This is a genomic window from Streptomyces sp. ID05-26A (assembly GCF_033794685.1).
Taxonomy (GTDB): Bacteria; Actinomycetota; Actinomycetes; order Mycobacteriales; family Pseudonocardiaceae; genus Lentzea.
The window spans coordinates 486,265-511,621 of the sequence record NZ_JARAYZ010000005.1 but is presented as its reverse complement, the minus strand read 5'-3'; the positions used below and the strand labels follow the sequence as shown (position 1 = coordinate 511,621).

The 25,357-nt window shown below is 69.9% G+C and carries 17 protein-coding genes; 9 read left to right on the top strand and 8 right to left on the bottom strand.

Annotated elements, in window-relative coordinates; all coding sequences use genetic code 11:
- Nucleotides 1-97: 97 nt before the first annotated feature.
- The 3 genes from pepN (at nucleotide 98) to PV646_RS37045 (ending at nucleotide 5,075) form a co-directional block, all read left to right on the top strand.
- Entirely contained in the window at nucleotides 98-2,659 is a 2,562-nt protein-coding gene (pepN, locus tag PV646_RS37055) for an aminopeptidase N (RefSeq protein ID WP_500346968.1), read from the top strand.
- 74 nt (nucleotides 2,660-2,733) lie between these two features.
- Nucleotides 2,734-4,443, top strand: coding sequence for a GNAT family N-acetyltransferase (locus PV646_RS37050; RefSeq protein WP_500346967.1), 1,710 nt, complete (start codon nucleotides 2,734-2,736; stop codon nucleotides 4,441-4,443).
- Nucleotides 4,440-5,075: a GNAT family N-acetyltransferase gene (locus tag PV646_RS37045; protein WP_500346966.1), complete on the top strand. Its 636-nt coding sequence runs from the start codon at nucleotides 4,440-4,442 to the stop codon at nucleotides 5,073-5,075. The genes PV646_RS37050 and PV646_RS37045 overlap by 4 nt, the downstream gene beginning before the upstream one ends.
- Nucleotides 5,076-5,119: 44 nt before the next feature.
- On the opposite strand, the gene PV646_RS37040 is transcribed toward PV646_RS37045, so the two are convergent.
- From PV646_RS37040 to PV646_RS37030, 3 genes are read right to left on the bottom strand one after another with little or no spacing between them, the layout of a single operon-like run.
- A complete protein-coding gene (locus PV646_RS37040) occupies nucleotides 5,120-5,593 on the bottom strand; it encodes a DUF5130 family protein (RefSeq protein ID WP_500346965.1) in 474 nt (157 codons plus the stop codon).
- Nucleotides 5,580-5,825, bottom strand: a complete 246-nt coding sequence (ctaJ, locus tag PV646_RS37035) for an aa3-type cytochrome oxidase subunit CtaJ (protein ID WP_090010263.1) — start codon at nucleotides 5,823-5,825, stop codon at nucleotides 5,580-5,582. The genes PV646_RS37040 and ctaJ overlap by 14 nt, the downstream gene beginning before the upstream one ends.
- A gap of 20 nt (nucleotides 5,826-5,845) precedes the next feature.
- Nucleotides 5,846-7,048, bottom strand: a complete 1,203-nt coding sequence (locus tag PV646_RS37030) for an MFS transporter (protein ID WP_500346964.1) — start codon at nucleotides 7,046-7,048, stop codon at nucleotides 5,846-5,848.
- A 270-nt stretch (nucleotides 7,049-7,318) separates the two neighbouring features.
- On the opposite strand from PV646_RS37030, the gene PV646_RS37025 reads away from it, so the two are divergent.
- A complete protein-coding gene (locus PV646_RS37025; protein ID WP_500346963.1) occupies nucleotides 7,319-7,951 on the top strand; it encodes a DUF2345 domain-containing protein in 633 nt (210 codons plus the stop codon).
- A 16-nt stretch (nucleotides 7,952-7,967) separates the two neighbouring features.
- Here the strand turns inward: PV646_RS37025 and PV646_RS37020 are convergent, their stop codons facing one another.
- Complete coding sequence (locus tag PV646_RS37020) at nucleotides 7,968-8,459, bottom strand: HNH endonuclease (protein WP_500347075.1); 492 nt, start codon at nucleotides 8,457-8,459, stop codon at nucleotides 7,968-7,970.
- A gap of 329 nt (nucleotides 8,460-8,788) precedes the next feature.
- Between PV646_RS37020 and PV646_RS37015 the strand changes: the two genes are divergently transcribed.
- From PV646_RS37015 to PV646_RS37000, 4 genes are all read left to right on the top strand, one after another.
- Nucleotides 8,789-10,885, top strand: a complete 2,097-nt coding sequence (locus PV646_RS37015) for a prolyl oligopeptidase family serine peptidase (protein ID WP_500346962.1) — start codon at nucleotides 8,789-8,791, stop codon at nucleotides 10,883-10,885.
- A gap of 14 nt (nucleotides 10,886-10,899) precedes the next feature.
- The gene (locus PV646_RS37010) at nucleotides 10,900-11,802 is read left to right on the top strand and encodes a mechanosensitive ion channel family protein (protein WP_500346961.1); all 903 of its coding nucleotides are present in this window, start codon (nucleotides 10,900-10,902) and stop codon (nucleotides 11,800-11,802) included.
- A gap of 153 nt (nucleotides 11,803-11,955) precedes the next feature.
- The gene (locus PV646_RS37005; RefSeq protein ID WP_500346960.1) at nucleotides 11,956-12,327 is read left to right on the top strand and encodes a globin; all 372 of its coding nucleotides are present in this window, start codon (nucleotides 11,956-11,958) and stop codon (nucleotides 12,325-12,327) included.
- Nucleotides 12,328-12,384: 57 nt separating this feature from the next.
- Complete coding sequence (locus tag PV646_RS37000) at nucleotides 12,385-13,977, top strand: glycoside hydrolase family 13 protein (RefSeq protein ID WP_500346959.1); 1,593 nt, start codon at nucleotides 12,385-12,387, stop codon at nucleotides 13,975-13,977.
- 48 nt (nucleotides 13,978-14,025) lie between these two features.
- Here PV646_RS37000 and PV646_RS36995 read toward each other — a convergent pair whose 3' ends face one another.
- Nucleotides 14,026-14,652: a DUF8010 domain-containing protein gene (locus PV646_RS36995; protein WP_500346958.1), complete on the bottom strand. Its 627-nt coding sequence runs from the start codon at nucleotides 14,650-14,652 to the stop codon at nucleotides 14,026-14,028.
- Complete coding sequence (locus PV646_RS36990) at nucleotides 14,645-15,076, bottom strand: acyl-CoA thioesterase (RefSeq protein ID WP_500346957.1); 432 nt, start codon at nucleotides 15,074-15,076, stop codon at nucleotides 14,645-14,647. The genes PV646_RS36995 and PV646_RS36990 overlap by 8 nt, the downstream gene beginning before the upstream one ends.
- 85 nt (nucleotides 15,077-15,161) lie before the next feature.
- Here PV646_RS36990 and PV646_RS36985 point away from each other — a divergent pair, with 85 nt between their 5' ends.
- Entirely contained in the window at nucleotides 15,162-15,659 is a 498-nt protein-coding gene (locus PV646_RS36985) for a DUF2975 domain-containing protein (RefSeq protein WP_500346956.1), read from the top strand.
- 53 nt (nucleotides 15,660-15,712) lie between these two features.
- Here the strand turns inward: PV646_RS36985 and PV646_RS36980 are convergent, their stop codons facing one another.
- Nucleotides 15,713-20,656 (bottom strand): NAD-glutamate dehydrogenase, encoded by a 4,944-nt coding sequence (locus PV646_RS36980; protein ID WP_500346955.1) that lies wholly within the window; start codon nucleotides 20,654-20,656, stop codon nucleotides 15,713-15,715.
- A gap of 392 nt (nucleotides 20,657-21,048) precedes the next feature.
- On the bottom strand, nucleotides 21,049-25,350 hold the full coding sequence (locus PV646_RS36975; RefSeq protein ID WP_500346954.1) for a histone H1-like repetitive region-containing protein: 4,302 nt from the start codon (nucleotides 25,348-25,350) through the stop codon (nucleotides 21,049-21,051).
- Nucleotides 25,351-25,357: the final 7 nt, after the last annotated feature.

Sequence of the window (25,357 nt, the reverse complement as noted above, 5' to 3'; positions counted from 1 at the left end):
CTCTTCCCGAGCGCCGGTTCCGTGATTGGATGCGGGAGTCATAACCATTCCCGACGACGTCAGCGCGTAACCAAACGCGTGGCAGACGAGGTGACCAGTGGCCGCGCCCAACCTCACCCGCGACCAGGCTCAGGACCGTGCTGAGCTGCTGGAAGTGGAGTCCTACCGGATCGAGCTGGACCTGACCGACGGTGGCGGAAAGCCCGGTTCGGACACGTTCCGCTCCACCACCACCGTGGTGTTCCGCAGCCGGACTCCGGGTGCTTCCTCGTGGATCGACATCGTGGCGGCGACCGTGCACCGCGCTGTGCTCAACGGAAGCGAACTCGACGTCTCCGGGTACCGCGAGGAGGACGGCGTACCCCTGCCGGACCTCGCGGAGACCAACGAGCTCACCATCGAGGCCGACTGCCGGTACATGAACACCGGCGAGGGCCTGCACCGGTTCGTCGACCCGGTCGACGGCGGTGTGTACCTGTACTCGCAGTTCGAGACCGCGGACGCCAAGCGCATGTTCGCGTGCTTCGACCAGCCCGACCTCAAGTCCGTCTACTCGATGAAGGTGACGGCGCCGCACGACTGGAAGGTCATCTCGAACGGCGAGATCATCGCCACCGAGGACGGCGAGGGTGGTTCGGACGTGCACACGTTCGCCACCACCAAGCCGATGTCGACCTACATCGTGGCCCTGGTCGCCGGCCCGTACGCCGAGTGGCGCGACGAGTTCGTCGAGGGTGACTTCACGATCCCGCTCGGCATCTACTGCCGTGCCTCGCTCGCTCCTCACATGGACCACGAGCGGCTGTTCACCGAGACCAAGCAGGGTTTCGGGTTCTTCCACAAGGCGTTCGGGGTGCAGTACCCGTTCGGCAAGTACGACCAGTGCTTCGTGCCGGAGTTCAACGCGGGTGCGATGGAGAACGCGGGCTGCGTCACGTTCCTCGAGGACTACGTCTTCCGCAGTCGCGTCACCCGCTACCTCTACGAGCGCCGCGCCGAGACCGTGCTGCACGAGATGGCGCACATGTGGTTCGGCGACCTGGTGACCATGCGCTGGTGGGACGACCTGTGGCTGAACGAGTCGTTCGCCACCTGGGCGTCCGTGCTCGCGCAGGCCGAGGCCACCGAGTACCGCCAGGCCTGGACGACGTTCGCGAAGATCGAGAAGTCGTGGGCCTACCGGCAAGACCAGCTGCCGAGCACGCACCCCGTCGCCGCCGACATCTCGGACGTGCAGGCGGTCGAGGTCAACTTCGACGGCATCACGTACGCCAAGGGCGCCTCGGTGCTCAAGCAGCTCGTCGCGTACGTCGGGCTGGAGAACTTCCTGGCGGGCCTGCGGGTCTACTTCGCGAAGCACGCCTGGGGCAACGCCACGCTGGCCGACCTCCTGGGCGCTCTGGAAGAGGCGTCGGGCCGCGACCTGTCGTGGTGGAGCGCGCAGTGGCTGGAGACGACGGGCCTGAACCTGTTGCGCCCCAAGTTCACCGTTGACGCACAGGGCAGGTTCACCGAGTTCGCCGTGTTGCAGGGCGGCGCGCGTCCGGGTGCCGGCGAACTGCGCACGCACCGCATCGCGATCGGTGTCTACGACGACGACGGCTCGGGCAAGCTCGTCCGCACGCACCGCCACGAGCTGGACGTGACGGGCGACCGCACCGAGGTCCCCGAACTCGTCGGCGTGCACCGCGGCAAGATCGTGCTGGTCAACGACGACGACCTGACGTACTGCACGATGCGCCTCGACCCGGACTCGCTGGCCGGGCTGATCGACCACATCTCCGACATCGCCGAGCCGCTGCCGCGCACGCTGTGCTGGTCGGCCGCCTGGGAAATGACGCGCGAGGCCGAACTGAAGGCCCGCGACTTCGTGAACCTGGTCCTCGGCGGCCTGGGCTCCGAGTCCGAGGTCGGTGTGGTGCAACGACTTCTGCTGCAGGCGCAGACCTCGCTGTCGTCCTACGCGGACGGCTCGTGGCGTGCCGAGGGCTGGCGCCGGTTCGTGGCGAAGGCGCTGGAACTGGCGCAGGCGGCCGAGCCGGGCTCCGACCACCAGCTGGCGTTCGTGAACGCGCTAGCCTCGTCGGTGCTCGACGACTCCACTGTGGACGTCCTGCGCGGCTGGTACGACGGCTCCGCCGAACTGGAGGGCCTGCAGGTCGACACCGACCTGCGCTGGCGCCTGCTGCAGGCACTCGTCGCGCACGGCAAGGCCGGTCTGCCGGAGATCAACGCCGAGGAGGAGCGCGACCCAACCTCCACCGGTCACCGCCGTGCCCAGTCCACCCGTGCGCTGCGCCCCACGACCGAGGCCAAGGACGAGGCCTGGGACCGGGCGGTGAACGACGACGACCTGCCCAACGCGGTCAGCGAGGCGATCATCGCGGGCATCTCGCACCCCGGCCAGAAGGAGCTGCTCGCGCCGTACGTCGAGCGCTACTTCCGCGACGTGAAGGGCGTGTGGGACCGCCGCACCTCCGAACGCGCGCAGTCGATGGTCGTGGGCATGTTCCCGGCGTGGTCGATCACGAGGTCCACTGTGGATGCCGCCGACGCGTGGCTGGCCGACGAGCACCCGCCGGCCCTGCACCGCCTGGTGTCCGAGGGTCGCGCGGGCATCGTGCGGGCCCTGGCCGCGCAGGAGTTCGACCGCTCCTGACGTAGTGCTCGTGAAGCCCCGCAATGTGTTCGCGCGTTGCGGGGCTTCGCGTTAGCGTCTCCTGGGGAGGTCCGGTGAGGTTTCGCTACGAGGTCGTGCGCTGGTGGCTCGAAGACGGCGAGTTCGTCGACGAGGTCCTGGCACGGGTCGTGGACGTCGACGGTCTGTTCGCCGATCCCGTGCCGCCCGAGCGCGAACGGCTGGTGCTGCGCGGGTGCACGGCCGCGGCGGCCGAGCTCACCGGTGACTTCCACCTCGGCGTTTCCGGCTCGCAGTGGTGGCTCCTGGCCGATCTGGTCGTGCACGCCGAACTGCCCGGTGGTGATCTCGTCGCCAGCGCCTGCGTGACCCAGCTGATCGACGGCGACTTCCACACCGCGCCGACCTACACGCTGTACAAAGACTTGCGCGAAACCGGCACGTGCCGTGTCGTGGAAGGCTTTCCACGCTCGTTCGAGAGCGTCTGGCCGCCCGTCACGCTCATCGGCTGCGACGACCCCGGCCGCATCCGGCCCGCGGAGCCCGACGCCGAACGGGGCCCGTACGTTGGGTTGCGCGCGCTGGACCGCGACGGCCGGATCGTGACGCACGCCGGGGTGGCGCTGGACGTCGCGTCGGTGCGCCCGTCCGCTGCCGGCGAAGGACTCTTCGACGTCGTGCTGGACCAGTCCCGCTACAACGACGACTGGGTGGTGGGCCAGCGTCCCACTCCGGCTGCTCGCGGGGCGTGGCGCGTGTGGGTGGAAGGCGTTCCGGCCGAACGGAACCTGTGGGCGCCGCTGAGCCCCGAGGGCCGCATGTGGTGGAACGAGATCGCCGCGAAGGCGCCGCGCACGCGCCCCACGGCCGGTGTGCACCACGTCGACGGCCGGCACGCCACGGACGAGTTCGGCCTGCACCTCGCGCTGAGCGAGGCGCTGGTCGGGCCCGGCCGGTTCCTGGGCAGCGTCTACGCCATCACGGGGATGTACGAGGAGTGGTGGTTCGTGCCGGGCATCACGCTCGTGTGGCACGAGCCCGGCGTGGCGTTCCAGGCGATGCCCGACTACTTCCTCGGACTGCTGAAGAACCTGCGGCGCAACGGAGTCGACGTGGTGCTGGAATCGTCCACACCGAACCTGGCCGACCGCCTCGACCGGTGCGTGGAGCTCGGGGCGTTCGTCGACCGCTGGATCGCCGGCTGGGCCAGGGCGGTGCAGGTCGAACCGCACGACCTGCTGGACAACTGGCACGTCTGGGCCGATCTGCCCGGCCGGGAGGAGGAACGGATCCTCGCGGGTGACGCGAACGTGTCGCAGCACGCCGAGGACGTCGAACTCCAGTCCGTGCCGACCTGGCTGACGGTGGCGACGGACTCGCCGGACGAGGTGACCCGGGTGGTCGAGCAGGCCGGACTGGTCACGCGTGGACGGGAGACGTTCCTGCGGCGCGGCCTTTTCGACCACCCCGCCCCGAAACCTCCCGACGGTTACTCGGTGCGCGTGAGGCCGGAGGACGACGTGATCGAGGTCGTGGTGACCTTCGAGGGCGAGGAGGCCGCGAGCGGGCTGATCGCCGTCGTGGGTGAAGACGCTGTGCCGCACCGGATCGCGACGAAGCCGGAGCATCAGCGGCGCGGCCTCGGCAGCGTCGTGATGGGCGTGCTGGCGAGAGAAGCGGTCAAGGCGGGCGCGAGCGAGGGGCTGCTGTTCGCGACCCCGGACGGCCTGCACCTGTACCGGAAACTGGGCTGGGACACGATCTCCGACGTCGTGATCGCGGCCAACGGCGAGAGGAAAGCATGATCGGCGAACTGGTGGAGCGCTGGCACCGCGGCTGGATCGCGGCCGACGGGCTGACGTCGGAGTGGCGTGACGGCTACCTGGTCGTCCACGTGAACCGGTCGCACCGGATGTTCGAGTGGATCGCCACGGACGACGCGCAGACCCGTGCGATCGCCGAGGTCGTCGCCGCCAGCGCGGAACCGAACTGGTTGAGCGTTCCCACGCTCTCACCAGAGAAGGCGGCCACCGAACTGGAAGCCGCGGGGCTGGTCGTCGCACGGCCGGACGAGACGTTCATGCGTCGCACGCTCGCCGCCCACCCGTTCTCCGAACCACCCGCCGGCTACTCGGTGCGGATCATCAGGGACGCAGTGATCAAGGTCGAGGTGCTGGCGGACGGCGAGGTGGCGGCGAGCGGGCTGATGGCCGTCGTCGGGCAGGACGCCGTCGCGCACCGCATCGAGACCGCGGAGGCACATCGGCGGCGCGGGCTCGGTCGTGTCGTGATGGGAACGCTTGCGCGAGAAGCGGTGCGGGACGGGGCGACGACCGGGTTGCTCTTCTCGTCGACCGTCGGCGTGCACCTCTACCGCAGCCTCGGCTGGGAGAAGATCTCCGACCTCGTGGTGGCGCGCAACGAGGTCAGCGCGTGAAAAACGCCCCCGGCGACGTGCCGGGGGCGTTCGGAAGAAGAAGGTCAGGAACGCTTGCCCGCCTGGTCGGTCAGCATGCGCAGGCCCGACACGAGGCCGCCCGCGAGGTCGCCCTCCTTGAAGGACGCCACCATGCTCATCACGGCGAGCTTGGCGCTGCGGTCGGCGAGACGGCGGTGGGACTCCTCGCCCGTCACGATCTCGACGACGCGCTCGCCCGGCGACACGGCCAGCAGGACGTGGTGCGACGGACGCTCGGTGGAGCCGTGCAGCTCCTGCGCGCGCTCGTGCGCGTTCGAGCCGAGCTCACCCAGGTACACGCTGAAGTCGAGGCCCGTGGTGCGGCTGGAGAGCGTCAGCGCCTCGTCCAGCTGCGCGAGCTGGGCGGGCGTGAACGGCAGCTCCGGCGCGTGCGGCTCGTACATCTTCGCCGCGGACACACGACCGCTGTTCGTCACGACGGACCCGAGGGGCAGCGTCGACGGGTCGACGGCCACGATCGCTTTACCAGTTGCCACGTGCGCCTCCCTTGGCGGTCGAGTCCGAGGCACCGGACTCGGCGGCGCTGTGGTGCTCGGCGCTCAACCCAGCCGGGTTCGCGCTCCACCACACCGGGGCGTAGCCCCACTCCTGGCCGGGCCGGTACCGGGGAATCCGGGTGGCCTTTGGCCTCACCGTCAGCAGCGTGATCACGCCGTAAATGGCCAGCGGGATCAGCGCGAAGACGAGAACGGTCTCCACGATGGTCACGGCGGGTACGGTAGCCGAACTCAGCCGCGCACGAGCGGCCGGGCCAGCAAGATCGCGGTCAATCCCACTATCGAGCCCGCCACGACGTAGACGGTGCCGAGCGACGTGGTGTCCGCGAGCGGCCCGGCGAGGCCCGCGCCCAGTGGCGAGAGACCCCAGGCGAGCACCCGATAAGCGCTGGTCACGCGGCCCATCATCGGGCCGGGTGTGAGCCGTTGCCGCCGGGTCGCGGACAGCACGTTCCAGCCGGCGGACGCGACGCCGAACAGCACGCAGGCGAGCAACGCCACGGTCAGCCACGGCGTGAGGCCGAACAACGCGAACCCGGCGCCGAGCAACGCCAGGAACCCGGTCATCACCCGGCCCGAGCCCCAGCGCGCCGCGAGCCGCGGGGACACCCAGGCGCCTAGCAGAGCACCGGCCGCCATGCACACGACGAGCAGCGGAACCACCGGTTCGGCGAGGCCGAGTACCTGGATGGAGTAGAGCGCCAGCATGGCGTTGATCGCGGCCGCGCAGATCGATGTGATTGCAACAGCAACTACCAGTGACCGCAGGCCAGGAGTCCGCGCGAGGAACCGGGCGCCCTCGGCGAGCTGTCCTCGAAGATCACTGCCGGAGCGTTCGGGAGCGACGTCCGGCACGCGGGACACGAGGGCCGCGGCGACGACGAAGGAGAGCGCGTCGAGGGCGAAGCAGGCCGCCGGAGCCCACCAGAAGAGCGCCGCGGCGGCCAGGGGGCCAGCCAGGTCCATGCCGACGGTCTCGACCGTCACGAACCGCCCGTTGGCCGCCTCCAGCTCGCCGGGTCCCGCGAGCTCGACGAGCAGCACCTGGGACGCCGAGTCCGCGAACGTCTCCGCGGACGTCAGCACGAAAGCCGTGGCGCACAAGACGACGACCGTCGCGTGTCCGGTGTGGACGGCGAGAGCGAGCGAACCGGTCACCCCGGCGCGCAGCCAATGTGCCACGACGACAACGGTTCGCGGTCTCCAACGGTCCACAAGGGCGCCCGCGGGCAGCGCGACGAGCAACCAGGGCAACGTGAGCGCGACAGCGACGGCGGACACCGCGAGTGGACTGCGGGTGCTCGCGGCCGTGAACAAGGGCAGCGCGACGATGCGCACGCCGTCGCCCACGAGCGACACCGCCCAAGCTCCGATGAGCGCTCGGAAACCCCGTCCACGCACGCCTTTTGCCGTATGACGCACATCACGTTCCATCGGATTGAACGCTACAGAGCGTGTCCATACCGGCCAGTAAGGCCAACGAGTGCTCTCGTGCGGCGCAGCGGTTACACCCGGTCAGGCCTCACCCGGTCGGCGGCGAACGGGTGCCGGTTTGGGGTCTTGTTCCCGGAACACCCACCTCTTAGCTTTTCACCTATACGGGTCTTGCGCACCCGCCCCGAGCGAGCTGGAGGACACAAAATGTTCACGATGACCCGCCCCCAGGCCGTGACCTTCACTCTTCCGAGCTACAAGGACGATTCAGTGCGTATCACCGCGAGTGACTCCGTCCGGATCACGATGGACGACTCCGTTCGGATCACCGCAGCCGATTCGGTGCGCATCACCGCCCGCGACTCCGTGCGCATCACCATGACGGACTCGGTCCGCATCACGGCGAGCGATTCGGTCAGGATCACGTGTGCCGATTCTGTCCGGATCACTGCGCGTGAGGACTCCGTTCGGATCACCGCTCAGCAGGATTCCGTCAGGATCACTGCGCGTGAGGACTCCGTCCGGATCACGATGGACGATTCGGTCCGGATCACGGCCCACGACGACTCGGTGCGCATCACCGCTCACGACGATTCCGTCCGCATCACGGCCCACGACGACAGCGTCCGCATCACGATGGACGACTCGGTCCGGATCACCGCGCACGACGACTCGGTGCGCATCACGATGGACGACAGCGTCCGCATCACGGCCCACGACGACTCCGTGCGCATCACCGCGCACGACGATTCCGTCCGCATCACCGCGCACGACGATTCCGTCCGCATCACGGCTCACGACGACAGCGTCCGCATCACCATGGACGACTCGGTCCGCATCACGGCACAGCAGGACTCCGTGCGCATCACGGCGCGCCAGAACGAGTTCTCCCTCGCGGCCTGAACCCCGAAAACCCGGCTCAGGCCGCCGGTTCACCCAGGTACGGCAACCACTGCGGATCAGCCTCGGCCACGCCGGCGAGCAGCCGCCAGTGCGGGCCACGCGGCGCCACCGGAACCACGCGCAGCCGCCAGCCCAGTTCGGACAGCATCTTGTCCGCCTTGCGGTGGTTGCACTTCGCGCAGCAGGCGACGCAGTTGGTCCAGGTGTGAGGTCCGCCACGCGAGCGCGGCACGACGTGGTCGATCGTCTCGGCCCGCCCGCCGCAGTAGGCGCAGCGATAACGGTCGCGGTGCATGAGCCCGGCGCGGGTCATCGGCACGCGGCCGCGATAAGGCACGCGCACGTAGGAGCTCAGCCGGATCACGGACGGCACGAGCACCTCGGACTTCGACGAGTGCAGCACCAGCCCGGAGGCGTCTCCGTGCACGACTTCGGCTTTCCCGCACACCACGAGGACGACCGCGCGGCGCAGTGACAATGCCGTGAGCGGCTCGAACGTGGCGTTCAGCAGCAGGACCTTGCGTCTTCCCCAGGGGAAAACCGCCGGCGTCGGACCGGGACCTCCCCCATCTCGATCCCCATCCGGAACGACCCTGAGCTCGGGCTGATTTCGGCATGGGGGGACCGTCGGCGCCGCCTCGCCGGAAAGCGAGCCGCCGATAGGGGTCGGTTGTCGGTCTGGCACGCGACCACCTCCACCGGTTCAGCCATAGGAGACCACACTTACCAGGAAAAAATCACGTGTGATAAGTGACGTGTCACGGATGCGTGATCGAACCTGGGGTGAACCAGCTCCCTAACGGAGATGGTTTTCAAGAGCCCGCTACTCTTGACAAGGTGACAGAGGCACCCTCCACTCCACTGCCTGCGACGATCTCGTACCCGATCGCCGAGCGGCTAAACCTCACCGAGCAGCTCCACGGGCGCGAAGTCGCCGATCCCTACCGCTGGCTCGAGGACACGGCAGACCCCCGCACCGCGGAGTGGTCGCAGGCGCAGGACGTGCTCGCGCGCTCCTGGTTGGACGCGATGCCCGGCCGCGCACGCCTGGGCGAGCGCCTCAAGGAGCTGATGCGCACCGGGTCGGTGTCCACGCCGGTCTGGCGCGCGGGCAGGGCGTTCTTCACCCGCCGCGGCCCCGAGCAGGACCACCCCGTCGTCATGGTGCGCGAGAGCGACGGCACCGAACGCGTGCTGCTCGACGTCAGCACGCTCGACCCGTCCGGCGCGACCACGCTCGACAGCTGGTCCCCCAGCATCGAGGGCGAACGCCTCGCCTACCAGGTGTCCGTCGGCGGCAACGAGCACTCGCTGCTGCACGTCCTGGACGTCACGACGGGCGAGCACGTCGAGGGCCCGATCGACCGGTGCCGCTACTCCTCCATCGGCTGGCTGCCGGGCGGCGACGAGTTCTACTACGTGCGCCAGCTCGACCCGGCCCTGCTGCCCGAGGACGAGAAGCTGTTCCACCGCCGCGTGTGGCGTCACCGCGTCGGCACGGACCCGGAGACCGACCTCAACGTGCACGGCGACGGCGAGGCGCACACCTTCTACTACTCGCTCACCGTCTCGCAGGACGGCCGCTGGTTGGTCGTGAGCGGCGCGCCCAGCACGCTCAAGCACGACTCCGTGTGGATCGCGGACCTGCACGGCGACGCCGAGCTCGAACCGGTGATCCTCACCGAGGCCGGCGTGCAATGCTCGGCGTTCGTCGCCCGTGACGGCAGGCTCTACCTGCACACGAACCACGGCGCACCCCGGCAGCGGCTCTGCGTCGCCGACCCCGCGCACCCCACCGAGTGGACCGAGCTCATCGCCGAGGAGCCGGACTCGGTCCTCGACGGCGTGCGCTGGCTGAACGGCGACCTGGTCGTCCTGCGCACCCGGCACGCGGTGTCCGAACTGCACCTCCACGACGCCGCGACGGGCGCGCACCAGCGGGAGATCCCGCTCCCCGGCACCGGTTCGCTGCACGGCATGTCCGTTGTGGACGCCCTGACCACGCACGACCAGGACACGCTGTGGTTCGGGTGGACGGACTTCGTGACGCCGCAGTCGGTGTTCCGGTTCTCGAAGGCCACCGGTAAGACGGTGCTGCACGAGGCCGCACCGGGCCGTGTCGAGCTGCCGACCGTGACGACGCAGCAGATCGCGTACGAGTCCAAGGACGGCACGACGGTCCGGATGTTCGTCGTCAGTGGCGAGCAGAAGCCCGACCTGCCCCGTCCCGCGCTGCTCACCGGCTACGGCGGCTTCGCGATCGGCCGCGGTCCCGGCTACAGCGCGACCACGCTCGCGTGGGTCGAGGCGGGCGGTGTGTGGGTGCACGTGTCGTTGCGCGGCGGCGACGAGGAAGGCGAGGACTGGCACGTCGGCGGTATGCGCGCCAACAAGCAGAACGTGTTCGACGACTTCCACGCCGCGGCGGAGCGTCTGGTGCGCGACGGCTGGACGACGCCGCAACAGCTGTCGATCATGGGAGGGTCCAACGGTGGCCTGCTGGTGGGCGCCGCGCTGACCCAGCGCCCCGAGCTCTACGCGGCGGTGGTGTGCTCAGCGCCACTGCTCGACATGGTGCGCTACGAGAAGTTCCTGCTCGGACGGTTGTGGGCCGACGAGTACGGCAGCGCAAGCGTTTCCGAGGAGCTGGGCTGGCTGCTCTCCTACTCGCCTTATCACCAAGTGGTAACGGACGTTGAGTACCCTTCTGTGTTGTTCACGGTGTTCGAGTCGGATTCTCGTGTGGACCCCAACCACGCCAGGAAGATGTGCGCGGCACTGCAGCACGCTTCGTCAAGTGATCCGACCAAGCACCCCGTGCTGATCCGCCGCGAGACCGAGGTCGGTCACGCGGGCCGGTCGGTCAGCCGGACGGTGGCTCTCGCCGTGGACCAGCTGACGTTTCTGGCGAATGCCACAGGCATGGAGTTGTAGGAGGGCACGACCGCGTGACCAGTCCCGTGGATGACATCGAGAACAAGACCGCGCAGGCGGTCGGCTTCTTCGAGAAGTACGGCCCCGACATCATCGCGGGCGGCATCAAGATCGTCCTGATCCTGATCGCCGCGTTCGTGATCAGGGCCATGCTGCGCAAGGTCATCGACCGGATCACCACGCCCGGCAGGGAAGGCAAGAAGCCGGGCCTGCTCAAGCCGTTGCGGGAACGCGCTCCGCAGGCGCTCGGGAACCTCATGTCCGAGCGCCGCGAGCAGCGTGCCCGCACGATCGGGTCGGTGCTGAAGTCGATCGTCACCATCATGATCTTCGGGATCGCGATCCTCGAGGTCCTGATCGTGGTGAAGCTCGACATCACGCCGGTGCTGACCTCGGCGGGCATCCTGGGCGTCGCCATCGGTTTCGGCGCCCAGAACCTGGTGAAGGACTTCCTGGCGGGCATGTTCATGCTGCTGGAGGACCAGTACGGCGTCGGCGACGTCGTGGACCTGGGCCCCGCGACCGGCACCGTCGAGGCCGTCGCGCTGCGCACCACCACGATCCGGGACACGGGCGGCACGGTCTGGTACGTCCGCAACGGCGAGATCCTGCGCGTCGGCAACTCGTCGCAGGGCTTCGCGGTCGCGGTCGTCGACCTGCCGCTGAGCTACGGCGCGAACCTCGCCGAGGCCACCCAGGTGCTGGACCGCACGGTCCGCGAGGTCGCCGACAAGGACCCGCTGAAGGCCGACATCACGGCCAAGCCCGAGGTGCTCGGCGTCGAGAAGTTCACGCCGGAGGGCATCACCCTGCGGGTCACCGTGAAGACGCGTCCCGGCCGCCAGTGGGCGGTCCAGCGCAACCTCCGCGCCCAGCTGATGCCGGCGCTGGAAGAAGCCGGCTTCACCGCGAAATAGCTTCAAACGCAGGCGCCGGGTGAGTTAGAACACCCATTCGAGACGATGATCACCCGGCGTCCTGCCAGTTCACACCCCTATGGCACACCCAACAGGCGGGGTGCCCTGCACGCGGTGGCCGCCGTGAGTCAGGATGGGTGTGTGGGAAACCCCGTGAGCTTCTTCGAACAGGTCGGTGGCGAGGAGACGTTCCACCGCATCGTCGCGCGCTTCTACGAAGAGGTGAAGTCCGACGAGGTCCTCCGTCCCCTCTACCCGGAAGAGGACCTCGGACCAGCGGAGGAGCGGTTCCGGCTGTTCCTGATGCAGTACTGGGGCGGCCCCCACACCTACTCGGACAACCGGGGCCACCCGAGGCTCCGGATGCGCCACATGCCGTTCACGATCGGCATGGTCGAGCGGGACGCGTGGCTGCGCTGCATGAGGATCGCCCTCGACGAAGCCGGTCTGGACGAGGCTCACGACAAGCAGCTCTGGGACTACATGGAGATGGCGGCGAACAGCTTGATGAACAGCCCGTCCTGACCGTCCATCACCCGATCGGGTCCTTTAGCAGCGAGACGAATGGCAGGATGACCCCCCGTGCGACGATCCTCCGACCTCAGCCCCGAGATCGCCGAAGAGTCCGCCTGGTGGCGTGACGCCGTCTTCTACCAGGTTTACGTGCGCTCCTTCGCCGACTCCAACGGCGACGGCGTCGGCGACCTCGACGGCATCCGCTCCCGCCTCGGCTACCTGGAGCTGCTCGGGGTGGACGCCCTGTGGCTCACCCCGTTCTACCGCTCGCCGATGGCCGACCACGGCTACGACGTGGCCGACCCGCGTGACGTGGACCCGCTGTTCGGCGACCTGGCCGCGTTCGACCGGCTGGTGGCGGACGCGCACGAGCACAACATCCGCGTGACGGTCGACCTGGTCCCGAACCACTCGAGCGACCTGCACGTGTGGTTCCAGGAGGCGCTGCAGGCGGGCCCCGGCAGCATGGAGCGCGCCCGCTACATCTTCCGCGAGGGCCGCGGTTTCGACGGTTCGCAGCCGCCGAACAACTGGGTGTCCGTCTTCGGCGGTCCCGCGTGGACCCGCGTGCCGGACGGCCAGTGGTACCTGCACCTGTTCGCGCCGGAGCAGCCCGACCTCAACTGGGAGCACCCGGAGGTCCGCGCCGACCTGGAGCAGACGCTGCGGTTCTGGCTCGACCGCGGTGTCGACGGCTTCCGCATCGACGTGGCGCACGGCATGGCCAAGCCGGAAGGCCTGCCGGACATGCAGATCCAGGCGCAGGCGCCCGGTGTGCTGAGCGACGACGCGCACGACCCGCGTTTCGACAACGACGGTGTGCACGAGATCCACCGCATGATCCGCAAGGTCATGGACGGCTACCCCGGCACCATGGCCGTCGGCGAGATCTGGGTGAAGGACGACGAGCGCTTCGCCGCCTACGTCCGCCCCGACGAGCTGCACCTGGGCTTCAACTTCCGGCTGGTCGAGGCAGGCTTCGACGCCGACGCGGTCCGCACGGCCATCGAGCACTCGCTCGGCGCCGTCGCCCTGAGCGGCACCCCCGCCACCTGGACGCTGTCCAACCACGACGTGGTGCGCCACGTGACGCGGTACGGCGGTGGCGCGGCCGGCGAGAAGCGGGCCCGCGCGATGACGCTGGTCGAGCTGGCGCTGCCGGGCGTGATCTACCTCTACAACGGCGAAGAGCTCGGCCTGCCGAACGTGGAGCTGCCGGACTGGGCACTGCAGGACCCGACCTGGGAGCGTTCCGGGCACACCGAGCGCGGCCGTGACGGCTGCCGCGTGCCGATCCCCTGGGAGGGCACCAGCCCGCCGTTCGGGTTCTCGACGGCCGTGAACACCTGGCTGCCGCAGCCGAACGAGTGGGACCACCTCACGGCCGAGGCGCAGCTGGAGGACCCGGGCTCGATGCTCTCGCTCTACCGCGAGGCGCTGGAGCACCGGAAGTCCAACGCGTCGTTCGCCGGCGAGGAACTGGAGTGGTACGGCGCCCCGGCCGGCTGCTTCGCGTTCCGGCGCAAGGGCGGCGGGCTGATCTGCGCCCTCAACACCTCGGGCGCGTCGGTGCCGTTGCCGCCCGGCCAGGTGCTGCTGTCGTCCGGTCCGATGGACGGCGACCAGTTGCCGCCCGACACGGCCGTCTGGCTCGTCTGATCCGCTTCCGAGGGCGGCCACCACCCGGTGGCCGCCCTTCGCGGTTCGTCAGACGATCAGCGGCAGCATGGAGTGGCGCCGGCGGACCACCGCGCCGAAGCGGGCGTCGATGCGCAGCCACGAGTCGGTCGCGGTCACCCGCACCTCGCCGTCCTCGCCGAGGAAACCCATGCCCGACAACGCGAACAGGACCCGCAGCGGGATCTTGACGTCCAGGCCGGACCCGCTGACGGTCAGCACCGTCTGATCCAGCAACGAGGCCGGCGGCGTGCCCTGCGGCCCGGTGTTCTCCCGCGCCACCTCGACGCCCTCGTCCGCGAGCTTCGCGACGACCTCGACCGGCAGCCGGTCGACCATCAGCCAGCCCTCGGCGGGCGGCAGGGCCGTGCGCCACATCAGGTCCTTCGCGGGGCCCGGGTCGATGCGTTCGTCGCGCATGACCGCGAGGCCCGTCAGCAGCTCCGAGCCGGACACCGTGACGTCCGCCGGAATCGCTTGTCCCGCAACGGTTCGCGTCGCGAGCGCGTCGAACGGCGTGGCCACCCACGCGTCGAGCCGCTCCTCGTCGCGGTTGCGCAGCCGCACGACGCTCTGCGCCTCCAGCCGCACCGCCCGCGCGGCGAACGCCCCGAGGTCGTCTCTCTCGGCCGCGTCGGCCAACACCAGTTCAGGCACCATTTCCCCCTGCCCGCCACCCGGCGAGAAAGTCGCGCTCGGCTTCAGTCAGCCTGCGCGGTCGTGCGGTCGTCACGTTGTAGGGCGCCAGAAGCGTCTCCGCCTTGACCGCCACCGGGCTGTTCGCGTCGCGCCCGACGCGCACCACGTAGTCGAGCGTCAGAGAAGCGGCCTTGAGTTCCCGCACCGACATCTCCACCAGAACCTGCTCGCCGTTGAACACGATCGGCGCCAGGTACTCGACCACGAGCTTCGCCACGACCATGCCCTCGGCCAGTTCCTTGACCCCGTGGCGGGCGGCCTCGGTGAACAGCAGCTCGATCCGGGCTTCTTCCAGCAACGTCACCGTGTTCGCGTGGTTGACGTGGCCGAACGCATCCATGTCCGACCATCGAGGCCGCACACCAGTGACGAAGACACCCATGCAGGGACCCTACCGTTCACGGACCTTCACAGGACCTCCACACCAGCCGATTGAAACTCGATAGGCAGCTGTCGATACTCGATCTATGTCACGCGCACTGGTGTTCTTCCTGCAGGCACTGCTCGCCGTGGCGTTCCTCTGCGGCCTGTTCGCGCAGGTCGCGATCATCCCGGGGACCGCCGCGAACGAGGTCGAGAACTTCCCGCCCTACGAGTCGGTGAGACTGCCGTTCGTGGTGTCGGCGATCGTTTTCGTGGCGTGCCTTCAGGTTCTCGCGGTGGCGCTGGGCGGGATGCTGCACCGGGCGGCCGAGGGCACGGTGTTCGAGTCCGGTGCGCTCACGTGGACGAACATCGCGATCGGCGCCATCGCCGCGGGTGCCCTGGTGCTCGCGTGGTTGTTCGTCTACGTCACGTTCACCGACATCCCCTCCCCCGCGGACGGCATGGAGGTTCTGGGGCTGTGGATGGGATCCGCCGCCGGCACGGTCGCGGCGGTCGGCGTCGCGCTGCTGGTCTACGTCGGACGGCAGTGGCTCGGCCGGGCGATCGACCAGCGCGCCGAACTGGAGCAGGTCGTCTGAGACCGCACCGGGGCGCCACGGAATCCGCGGCGCCCCGGTTCTTCGTTCGTCGTTTACCTGACCATGCTCCGCACCTGACGGGCGGCGACGGAGAGGGTCGCGAGGTCCAGCTGGTGGACCCGGTTGATCTCCTCCAGCGCACCGCGGGCGCGAACCAGGCGGGAGGCGTTGGCCTGCTCCCACTTGGCGATCTTCTCGCTCGCCGTGTCGTCCTCGTCGCTCGCCCGCAGCACGTCGACCGAGATGGCCCGCAGCGACGAGTAGAAGTCGTCACGCAGTGCCAGCCGGGCCAGGGCGTGCCAGCGGTTGCCGCGCTCCAGGCTCGTCACCGAGTCCAGCATGTGGTCGATGTCGAGGTGGTCGGACAGCGCGAAGTACAGCTCGGCCGTCTCGCGGTGCGTGCGCTCCGGACCCGCTCCACCGGCCGGGCCGAACTCGCGCTCGGCCAGTTCGGCGATCTCGGTGACGTCGAGCAGCCCGTACATGTAGAGCAGCGCGGCGACCTTGCGGGCGAGCTCGGCCGGGACGCCCTGTTCGACGTACCGCTCCGCCTTGCCCGCGACGACGGCCAGTTCCTTGCCCTGCAACAGTTCGAAGGCGAAGGGGCTGAGCTGCTCGACCACGCCGCGGAAGCGGTTGATCGTGGAGCCCACCGCGAGCGGCTGGGGACGGTTGGAGAGCAGCCAGCGGGACGCGCGGTCCAGCAGGCGGCGGGTCTCCAGGACCATGCTGTCCTGGACGTCCGTCTCCACCACGGTGTCGAGCGCCTGGATCTCGCGCCAGATCTGCGGCAGGTCGAAGACCTGGGTGACCACGGCGTACGCGCGGACCGCGTCCGTCGCCGACGCGCTCATCTCCTCGGCCAGGCGGAAGGCGAAGGAGATGCCGCCGCCGTCGACGACCTCGTTGACGACGACCGTGGTGATGATCTGCCGTGCCAGCGGGTGGTTCGGGATCGCGGCGCCGAAGCGTTCGCGCAGCAGGCTCGGGAAGTAGTCCGGGAGCTTGCGGGTGAACGTGTCGATCGTCGGGATGTCGCTCGCGAGCAGCTCTTCCTTCAGCGTGAGCTTGGTGAACGCGAGCAGCGTGCAGAGCTCCGGTGAGGTGAGACCGTCGCCGGCCTTCTCCAGCGCCTTGAACTCCGCCACGCTCGGCATGGCCTCCAGCTTGCGGTTGAGCGCTCCGCGGGCTTCGAGATCGGCCGTGAGACGCGCGTGCACCGACAGCATCGGGGCGGCGTGCGCCCGGCTGACACCGAGGACGTTGTTCTGCGAGTAGTTGTCCGCCAGCACGAGGTCGCCGACCTCGTCGGTCATCTCGGCGAGGACCTCGTTGCGCTGCTGCTGCTCCACCGAACCCTCCCGGACCAGGTGGTCCAGCAGGATCTTGATGTTGACCTCGTGGTCGGAGCAGTCGACGCCCGCGGAGTTGTCGAGCGCGTCGGTGTTGACCTTGCCGCCCTTGCGGGCGAACTCGATGCGGCCGCGCTGGGTCAGCCCCAGGTTGCCGCCCTCGCCGACGACCTTGACGCGCAACTCGTTGCCGTCGACGCGGATCGAGTCGTTCGCCTTGTCGCCGACGTCGGCGTGCGTCTCGGTCGACGCCTTGACGTACGTGCCGATGCCGCCGTTCCAGAGCAGGTCGACCTGCGCGAGCAGGATCGCCTTCTTGAGCTCCGGCGGGGACAGCTTCACGACGCCCTCGTCGAGGCCCAGCGCGACGCGGGCCTGCTCGGAGATCGGGATCGACTTCGAGGCGAGCGGGAAGATGCCGCCGCCCTCGCTGATCAGCGTGCGGTCGTAGTCGTCCCACGACGAGCGGGGCACGTTGAACAGGCGCACGCGCTCGGCGAACGAGCTCGCCGCGACCGGGTTCGGGTCGATGAAGATGTGCCGGTGGTCGAACGCGGCCACGAGCCGGATGTGCTCGGACAGCATCATGCCGTTGCCGAACACGTCACCGGACATGTCGCCGATGCCGACGACGGTGAACTCCTGCGTCTGCGTGTCCAGGTCGAGTTCGCGGAACGAGCGCTTCACGCTCTCCCACGCGCCCTTGGCCGTGATGCCCATGGCCTTGTGGTCGTAGCCGATCGAGCCACCGGACGCGAACGCGTCGCCCAGCCAGAAGCCGTAGCTCTGGCTCACGCCGTTCGCGATGTCGGAGAACGTCGCGGTGCCCTTGTCCGCGGCGACGACCAGGTACGTGTCGTCGGCGTCGTAGCGCACGACCTGCGACGCGGGCACGACCTCGTTGTTGATCAGGTTGTCGGTGAGGTCGAGCAGGCCCGAGATGAACATCTTGTAGCAGGCGATGCCCTCGGACATGAAGTTCTCGCGGTCGATGCCGGGGTCGCCGGTGGGGGCGATCGGCTTCTTGACGACGAACCCGCCCTTCGCGCCGACCGGCACGATCACGGCGTTCTTCACAGCCTGCGCCTTGACCAGGCCGAGCACCTCCGTGCGGAAGTCCTCGCGGCGGTCGGACCAGCGCAGACCACCGCGCGCGACGCTGCCGAAGCGCAGGTGCACACCCTCGACCCGCGGCGAGTACACGAAGATCTCGAACTTCGGCCGCGGCTGCGGCAGGTCCGGGATGGCCTGCGGGTCGAGCTTGACCGACAGGTACGGCCGCGCGTTGCCGTCCGCGTCGCGGAAGAAGTAGTTCGTCCGCAGCGTGGCGTTGATCAGCGTGAGCAGGCTGCGCAGAATGCGGTCCGCGTCGAGGCTCGTGACGTCGTCGATCAGCTTGCCGGTCTCGACGACCATGGTCTCGGTGCGGTCGGCCCGCGTGGTGTCGTCGAGCCGCGGATCGAACCGGGACTCGAACAACGCGACCAGCGCGATCGCCACGCTCGTGTGGCTGAGCACGGCGTCCTCGATGTAGTCCTGCGAGTACGGCGTGCCCGCCTGCCGCAGGTACTTCGCGTACGCCCGCAGCATCGCGGCCTGCTGCCAGGTGAGCCCGGCCTGCAGCACCAGCGAGTTGAACCTGTCGACCTCGGCCTCACCGCGCCAGACGGCGGCGAACGCGTCCTGGAACCGCACCCGCACGTTGTCGAGGTCGGCCTCGGACAGCTGGGCCAGCGCGGCCTTGTCGATGCGCAGGCCGAAGTCGTAGATCCAGCACTGCACGCCGTCTTCGCGGGCGATCTCGTACGGCCGCTCGTCGACCACGATGACGCCCATGCGCTGCAGCATCGGCAGCACGTCGGACAGGGTGATGCCCTCGCCGGTGACGAAGAGCTTGAAGCGCCGTTCGCCGGCCTCGGCACCCTCGGGCACGTAGAAGACCATGTCGAGGTCGCCCTCGACGAGCTTCTCGATGCGCCGGTAGTCCTCCAGACCCGTGCTCGCCGGGAAGTCCTCCTTGTAGGCCTCCGGGAAGACCGTGGAGAACCGCTGCCCCTGCTCGGTGGCCGACTCGGCGCCGAGTTCGCCCTCGTCGCCGACGACGGCCTCGACCATGCGGTCGTCCCAGCTGCGGACGGCCTCAGCCAGTTGCGCCTGGATCGTGTGGACGTCCGGGTCCAGCGTTCGCGCCGGATCCGTGTGCACCGTGAAGTGCACACGGGCCAGAGCGGACTCGCCGATCCGCGCGCTGTACTCGAGGTTCAGGCCCCCGAGCTCGGCGAGCAGCACCTCCTGCATCGCGAGGCGGCTCGTCGTCGTGTAGCGGTCGCGCGGCAGGTAGACCAGGCACGAGAAGAAGCGGCCGTACGGGTCGCGGCGCAGGAAGAGCCGCAGCCGGCGGCGTTCCGCGAGCGCGATGACACCCGTCACCGTCTGGTAGAGCGTGTCCGCGTCGACCGAGAACAGCTCGGTGCGCGGGTAGTTCTGGATGACTTCGAGCATCCGCTGGCCGGAGTACGACTGCAGCGGGAAGCCCGCGCGGTGGATCACGTCGCGCACGCGGCGTTCGACCACCGGGATGTCGAGCACGTTCTCGTGCAGCGCGGTGGTGCTGAAGATGCCCAGGAACCTGTGCTCGCCGGAGACGTTGCCCTCGGCGTCGAACGTCTTCACGCCGACGTAGTACGGGTAGATGCTGCGGTGCACGCTGCTCTGCGCGCTGGCCTGCGTCAGCACCAGCAGGTCGGGACTCAGCGCCTGCACGCCGTTGTCCGGCCCGGCGGTGAGGCTGCGCGCGGCGAGGCTGTCCTGGCGCAGCACGCCGAGACCGCTCGCGAGCACGGCCCGCAGCGCCGGTTCGCCGTCCTCCTGGACGAGCTCGTACTGCCGGTAGCCCATGAACGTGAAGTGCCCGTCCGCGAGCCACTCCAGCAGGTTCGCCCCCTCCGCCGTGGCGTCGGACGACTCCTTCTTCAGCTCCTCGGACAGCTGCAGCGCGGTGGCGACCATCCGATCGGTGTCCTCGACGACCTCGCGGACGTCGGTCAGCACCGTCAGCAGCCGCGTCTCGAGCTCGCGGGCCCGATCGGGGTCGGTGATGAGGTCGACCTCGATGTTCATCCACGACTCGGCCAGCGCGTCAGCGGGCGGATCGGCCGGATCGGCGAGCGGCAGCACCTCGGTGCGTTCACCGGTGACCGGGTCACGCCGCACCACGACGATCGGGTGCACGACGCGCTGCACCTGCACACCACCCCGCGTGAGCTCGGAAGCGACCGAGTCGACGAGGTAGGGCATGTCGTCCGTGACGACCTGGACCACGGTGACAGGACACTGCCACCCGTCGGCACCACGCGTCGGATTCAGAATGCGCACCGCGGCGCGTCCGGGAACGCGGCTCTCGGCGAGCTGGTAGTTCGACCGCACCGCACCGACCAGGTCCACCGGGTCGTCGTCGTTGACTTCCTCGGCGGGCACGTGGCGGTAGAAGAGGCGGATCAGGTCAGCGAGTTCGGGGGCATTGGCGGCGGCCCGTTCGATCAGCTCGTCACGGACCTGCTCTGGACTGGCCGTTGGACTGCCATCACCCGCGGCGGGGGCCGCGGAGACGTCGTCGGTTCGGGTCGGGGCTCCAGTCGAGGTCATGTTCAGGCGACTCCACGCTATCCGGCACCTCTGTGTGCCGGGTCCGGCCCCACCATAGATGGGGTGGCGGCCGTCACCGGCAAGGGGAGGTGCACTGTCGGGCCACTGAATCGTGGGCTGAATCGAGTCACTTCATCAGTGGCGGCAAGGCTTTCCGCTTCCGTGGCCACGACAGGGCACCGGCGATCTCCACCGGCCCCGACACCCCGTCGATCCACACGTTCATCCGATCATGGGCCCCACGGCGTCGTGACCACCGTGGAACCATCAGACATCACCACCCCGCCCACCGCAGGTCGCCGTCCAGCGGCGGGCGCGACCTGCCGCCCAGCGCCGGGTCCGTGCGAGGCAGGCGGGGTTGGGCAAGGCTTGAGGTGTGGCGCTGACCACCCTCACACCCCCGGCAGCGTCCACCCGGGAGGTCCGTCCGCCCGGACCGGACGAATCGGCCCGGTGGTCTCGCTGTCCGACGCGGCCGGCACGGGGGCGATCGGTCCGGTCTTCTCCTGCGCGGACTCCGGGATGGACGCGGGGGTGGACGCGGGGGTGGATGTTGTCGCCGGGTTCCCGGCGAAGTAGGACTCCTGACTGGACGGCTGGGCGGGGAAGCCGTGGACCGGGCTCAGCGAGCTCTCGGTGGAGGGCTCCGCCGAGAGCCGCTGGGATCCGAAGGCCTGGCTCACGCCGAACGGGGTGTCCGACGAGGTCGCGGAGTCCTGCTGCGTGCCAAAGGACCGGCTTGAGCCGAACAGCGGGTCCGGTGAGGTCGCGGAGTCCTGCTGCGTACCAAAGGACTGGCTTGAGCCGAACAGCGGGTCCGGTGAGGTCGCGGAGCTGTGCTGCGCGCCGAAGGACCGGCCCGCGCCGAACAGCGCGTCGGATGACGGCGTGGGCTCCTGCTGCGTGCCGAAAGACCGGCTTGAGCCGAACACCGGGTCCGACGTGTCCTGCTCCGCGCCAGAGGGACGGCTCGAGCCGAACAGCGAGTCCGATGCCGCCGTGGGCTCCTGCGACGCACCGAACTGACCTGAGCCGGACACCCCGTCCGACGCACCCGCCAAGTCCCGCTCCGCTCCAGAGGGACGACCCGAACCGAACGGCGAGTCCGATGCCAGCGCGATCTCCGCCGCCGAGTCCTGCTGGGCACCGAAGGACGAACCCGCCCGAAACAACGCCTCCGAACTGGACGGGCTCTCCGCCGCCGAGTCCTGCCCGCTGCCGAAGGACCGGCCAGGCCTGAAGAGGGCGTCGGAGCCGGAGGGGGTGTCCGGCGTCGGCCCGGTCTGGAGATCCGTGGCCGTGCCGAACGACTCCCCTGGCCGTGGCGCCGGATCCGCGGCGGCGGGCTCCGTTTCAGCGGGGCGTGCCGGTTGGTCTGTCGTGGAGGTGTCCGGTGCGGGTTCCGCTGCTGACCAGCCCGGGGCGTTCAGGTCCGCGGCGTCGAGTTGGTCCTCGTCGGAGCGGCGGCCCGTCTCGTAGGCGACCAAGGCCTCGGCCAGCAGGTCGGCGAGGCTCAGTTCGCTCGGCCTGCGGCGGCTGCTCGGGCGGCCCGTCCGTTCGGTGGACTCGCTCTTCGAGCTGCTGCCGGGGGCATCGCCTGACTCGGTGGCCGGTGCTTCTGGGCCTGAGGCGAAGAAGTCGTACTCGGCCTGGTCTGGCTCGCCGACCGCGCGGAAACCCGTCTCGGTCGGTGCTTCGGCGTCGGTGCTGTGGTTGGACTCGGCGTCGAAGGATGGCGGCGAGCCGAAGGCCTGGGTGCCGAAGCTCGGCTGGTCCGGCTGGGCTTGCACGCGGACCGGTGTCGTGGGGAGGTCCGAGGGGTCGTCGTCCACGTCCGCCGAGCTCAGGAACGTCGTCGACATCAGGTCCGGTTCCCGGGCCTGCGGGATCTCGGCCGGCGCCGATGAGATCGGATCTGGGACGGACGAGAGCGGGTTCTGCTCTCGTTCGCGGTCCAGGTCTTCCGCCGGCTCGGGCGGGGTGGGGACGGAGACCGCGGGCTTCGGGGTGCTGAAGTCGAGAACGCTGAAGTCCAGGTCGGGGAGCTTGCGCTCGTCCGGGTCGTGGGCGGTGGCCGGGAAACCCGCTGCCGGGGTGTGCAGCGGGTAGGCCGGTTCGTCCAGGTGGGGGCCGAAGTCCGGGGCCGCCGGCGGACGGGAGAACGCCGCGGAGAGGCCCGAGCGGGACGAGCCGTCCGGGGTCTCCTGGTCGCCGAGGTAGTCGGGGCGGGACGAGGACTGCTTGTCACCGAAGCGGTCGGAGCGGGACGACAGGCCCGAGTCCGCGAAGTAGTTCTGCGACGGCTCCGAGGCGGGCGTGTCCCGGCGCAGGCTCGACGGGGGTTCGACCCGCCACGACGGGGTGTCGGCCTCGGGCTCGGCGGCGCGGGCACGGCGGCGGCCGCCTGCTCGCAGGCCCTGGGCCTTGAGCATGTCCAGCACGCTTTCCGACTGGGATCCGGACGCCTCGTCGCGCGCGGCAGCCTCCGCGCGTGCCGCTTCCTCGCGGGCGGCGGATTCCTTGGCCGCCTCCTCGCGTTCCACGGCCTGGCGGGTTACCTCCTGGTGCGCCGCCTCCTGACGGGCGACGTCGCGGCGGACCGCCTCCTGACGCGCTGCCTCGCGGCGAGCCTCTTCCTGGCGCACGGCTTCCTGGCGGGCCGCCTCCTGCCTGGCCAGTTCCTGACGTGCGGACTCCTGGCGGGCGGCTTCCTGACGCGCCGCCTCTTCTCGTGCGGCCTCCTGCCTGGCAGCTTCCTGGCGGGCGGTTTCCTGACGCGCTGCCTCTTCGCGAGCGGCTTCCAGGCGGGCGGCTTCCTCGCGGGCTGCTTCCTGACGCGCCGCCTCCTGGCGGGCCGCTTCTTGGCGAGCGGTCTCCTGGCGCGCGGCTTCCTCGGCGGCCTGGGCCTCGCGTTCGGCCTGGGCGCGCTGTTCGGCGCGGGCCTGGCGTTCCGCCTCGATCTGTCGGCGGGCCTCGCGCTGCAGCTCCATGAGCTGCTGCTCGACCTTGCGCTTGCGTTCCTGCTCCACAGTCAGCTGCGGCGATCCCGGCTCAGAGTGACCTGACTGGGGCTGGCCGGGTTGGGACTGGCCTGGTTGGGACTGACCGGCCTGGGACTGGCCGGACCGGGGCTGGCCAGGCGGCTCGGGGTCCGGAAGTGCCGGTGTGATGGGGATTTCGGCGATGGTGGTCGGCCGGTCGTCGTCGATCTCGCCGGCGGCCACCCGGGCGGCGCGGCGGCGGCCGCTCACCATCGCGCCCGCGGACGCGATCAGGCCGGAGGCGGGGACGGTGCGGTCGGAGGGGGAAGGCGAAGAGGAGGGCGGCAGGGGTGCGGGTGGCGGTTCCACGGCTTCCGGGGTCTTGTCATCGGGTTCGCCGAACGGCTGGACCATGCGCCACCGATCGGCGGCGTGTTGTCGGGCCGCGGACAAACCTTCCACGGTCATGTCTTCGGCAGCGCGCCGGACGCGCTGAACCTTCAGCCCGTCGCCCTTGCGGACCTGGACCGGGCGCCACTGCCGGAGTTGTTGCTTCAGTGCGGCGGAGAGCACGCCGTCGGTGACCACCTGCATTCCCTCGACGGGACGGAGCACGCTCGCCAGTTGCTGGTGCAGATCGGCGGGCTGGCGGTGGACACCGGAGAACTCGGCGGCGAGCCGGGCGCGCACCGCGTAGACGGCACGGGCTCGGCGGCGTTCGGCGGCGTGGGCGGAGCGCAGGTTCGTGAGCGCGTCGGCCAGTTCACCGGACACCTCGTGCACGTGGGCCAGCGCGAGCAGGCTCTCGGCCAGCAACGTGTCGAGCTGGTGGCGTTCGGCGCTCGCGGCGGCCTCGCGCAGCATCTCGCGGGCCAGCGCGACCCGCCCGGCGGGCAGGTGCACGCGCGTGGCCAGTGCCAGGCGGAGCCAGCCCGTCGTGGACGCCGACGGCGAGCGCACCGGGCGGTCGAGCAGCGGTGCGCCGGCATCACTCGCGTCGAGCAGGCGGTTCGCGTCCATCAGCGAGAGCACCAGCTCCAGCGTGAGCCGGCCGACGCCCTGGCCGCTGTCCGCGCACGGATCGGAGAACCTGCTCAGCAGGTCGAGACCTTCCCGCGCGGCACTGATGGCGGCGGCGATGTCGCCCCACCGCCGGTGCTGTGCGGCCTGCACCGCGCGGATCAGGCCGCGCAGCAGCAGACGTGTGTCCTCGTCGAGCGTCGTGTCGGCGACGTAGAGCTGATCCGCCTCGGCGAGAGCCCTCGTGGGCTCGTCGCCACGGCCGACCGTGACCAGGCACTCGCTCGCCTGCACCAACGCGGAGGCCCGCAGTTCCGCGGGCACGTCCGGTGCTTCGAGCACCGGCGTGACTGCGGCGAACCCCGTCAGCGGGGCTCCCACGGACCGCGCGCACGCCGCGAGTTCCACTCGCAGCAGCCACGCGGTCTCGTACTCGCCCGCGGCCTCCGCCGCCTTCAGGGCGTCGATCGCCCTGTCGGCGAAGCGGACCTCGCGGCCCACTCGGTTGCCCGCGAAGACCACCAGCGACTCCGCCCGCAGGCGGTCGGCTTCGTCGCGGCGGGTGGAGGCGAGGGCGACCGCGCGCTCACCCAGCACCAGAGCGAGCTCAGGTGCGCGCCAACGCAGCATCCAGGCGGGCACGACCAGCGTGCTCACCTCGACGTTCGCCTGCGTCTCGCCCCTCGCCGCCACGACGTCG

Excerpts from the sequence above, each read along its gene's own strand:
- PV646_RS37030 (WP_500346964.1), bottom strand. The coding sequence starts at position 7,048 with ATGGAACGTGATGTGCGTCATACGGCAAAAGGCGTGCGTGGACGGGGT.
- PV646_RS37045 (WP_500346966.1), top strand. The coding sequence starts at position 4,440 with ATGATCGGCGAACTGGTGGAGCGCTGGCACCGCGGCTGGATCGCGGCC.
- PV646_RS36985 (WP_500346956.1), top strand. The coding sequence starts at position 15,162 with ATGTCACGCGCACTGGTGTTCTTCCTGCAGGCACTGCTCGCCGTGGCG.
- PV646_RS36980 (WP_500346955.1), bottom strand. The coding sequence starts at position 20,656 with ATGACCTCGACTGGAGCCCCGACCCGAACCGACGACGTCTCCGCGGCC.
- PV646_RS36990 (WP_500346957.1), bottom strand. The coding sequence starts at position 15,076 with ATGGGTGTCTTCGTCACTGGTGTGCGGCCTCGATGGTCGGACATGGAT.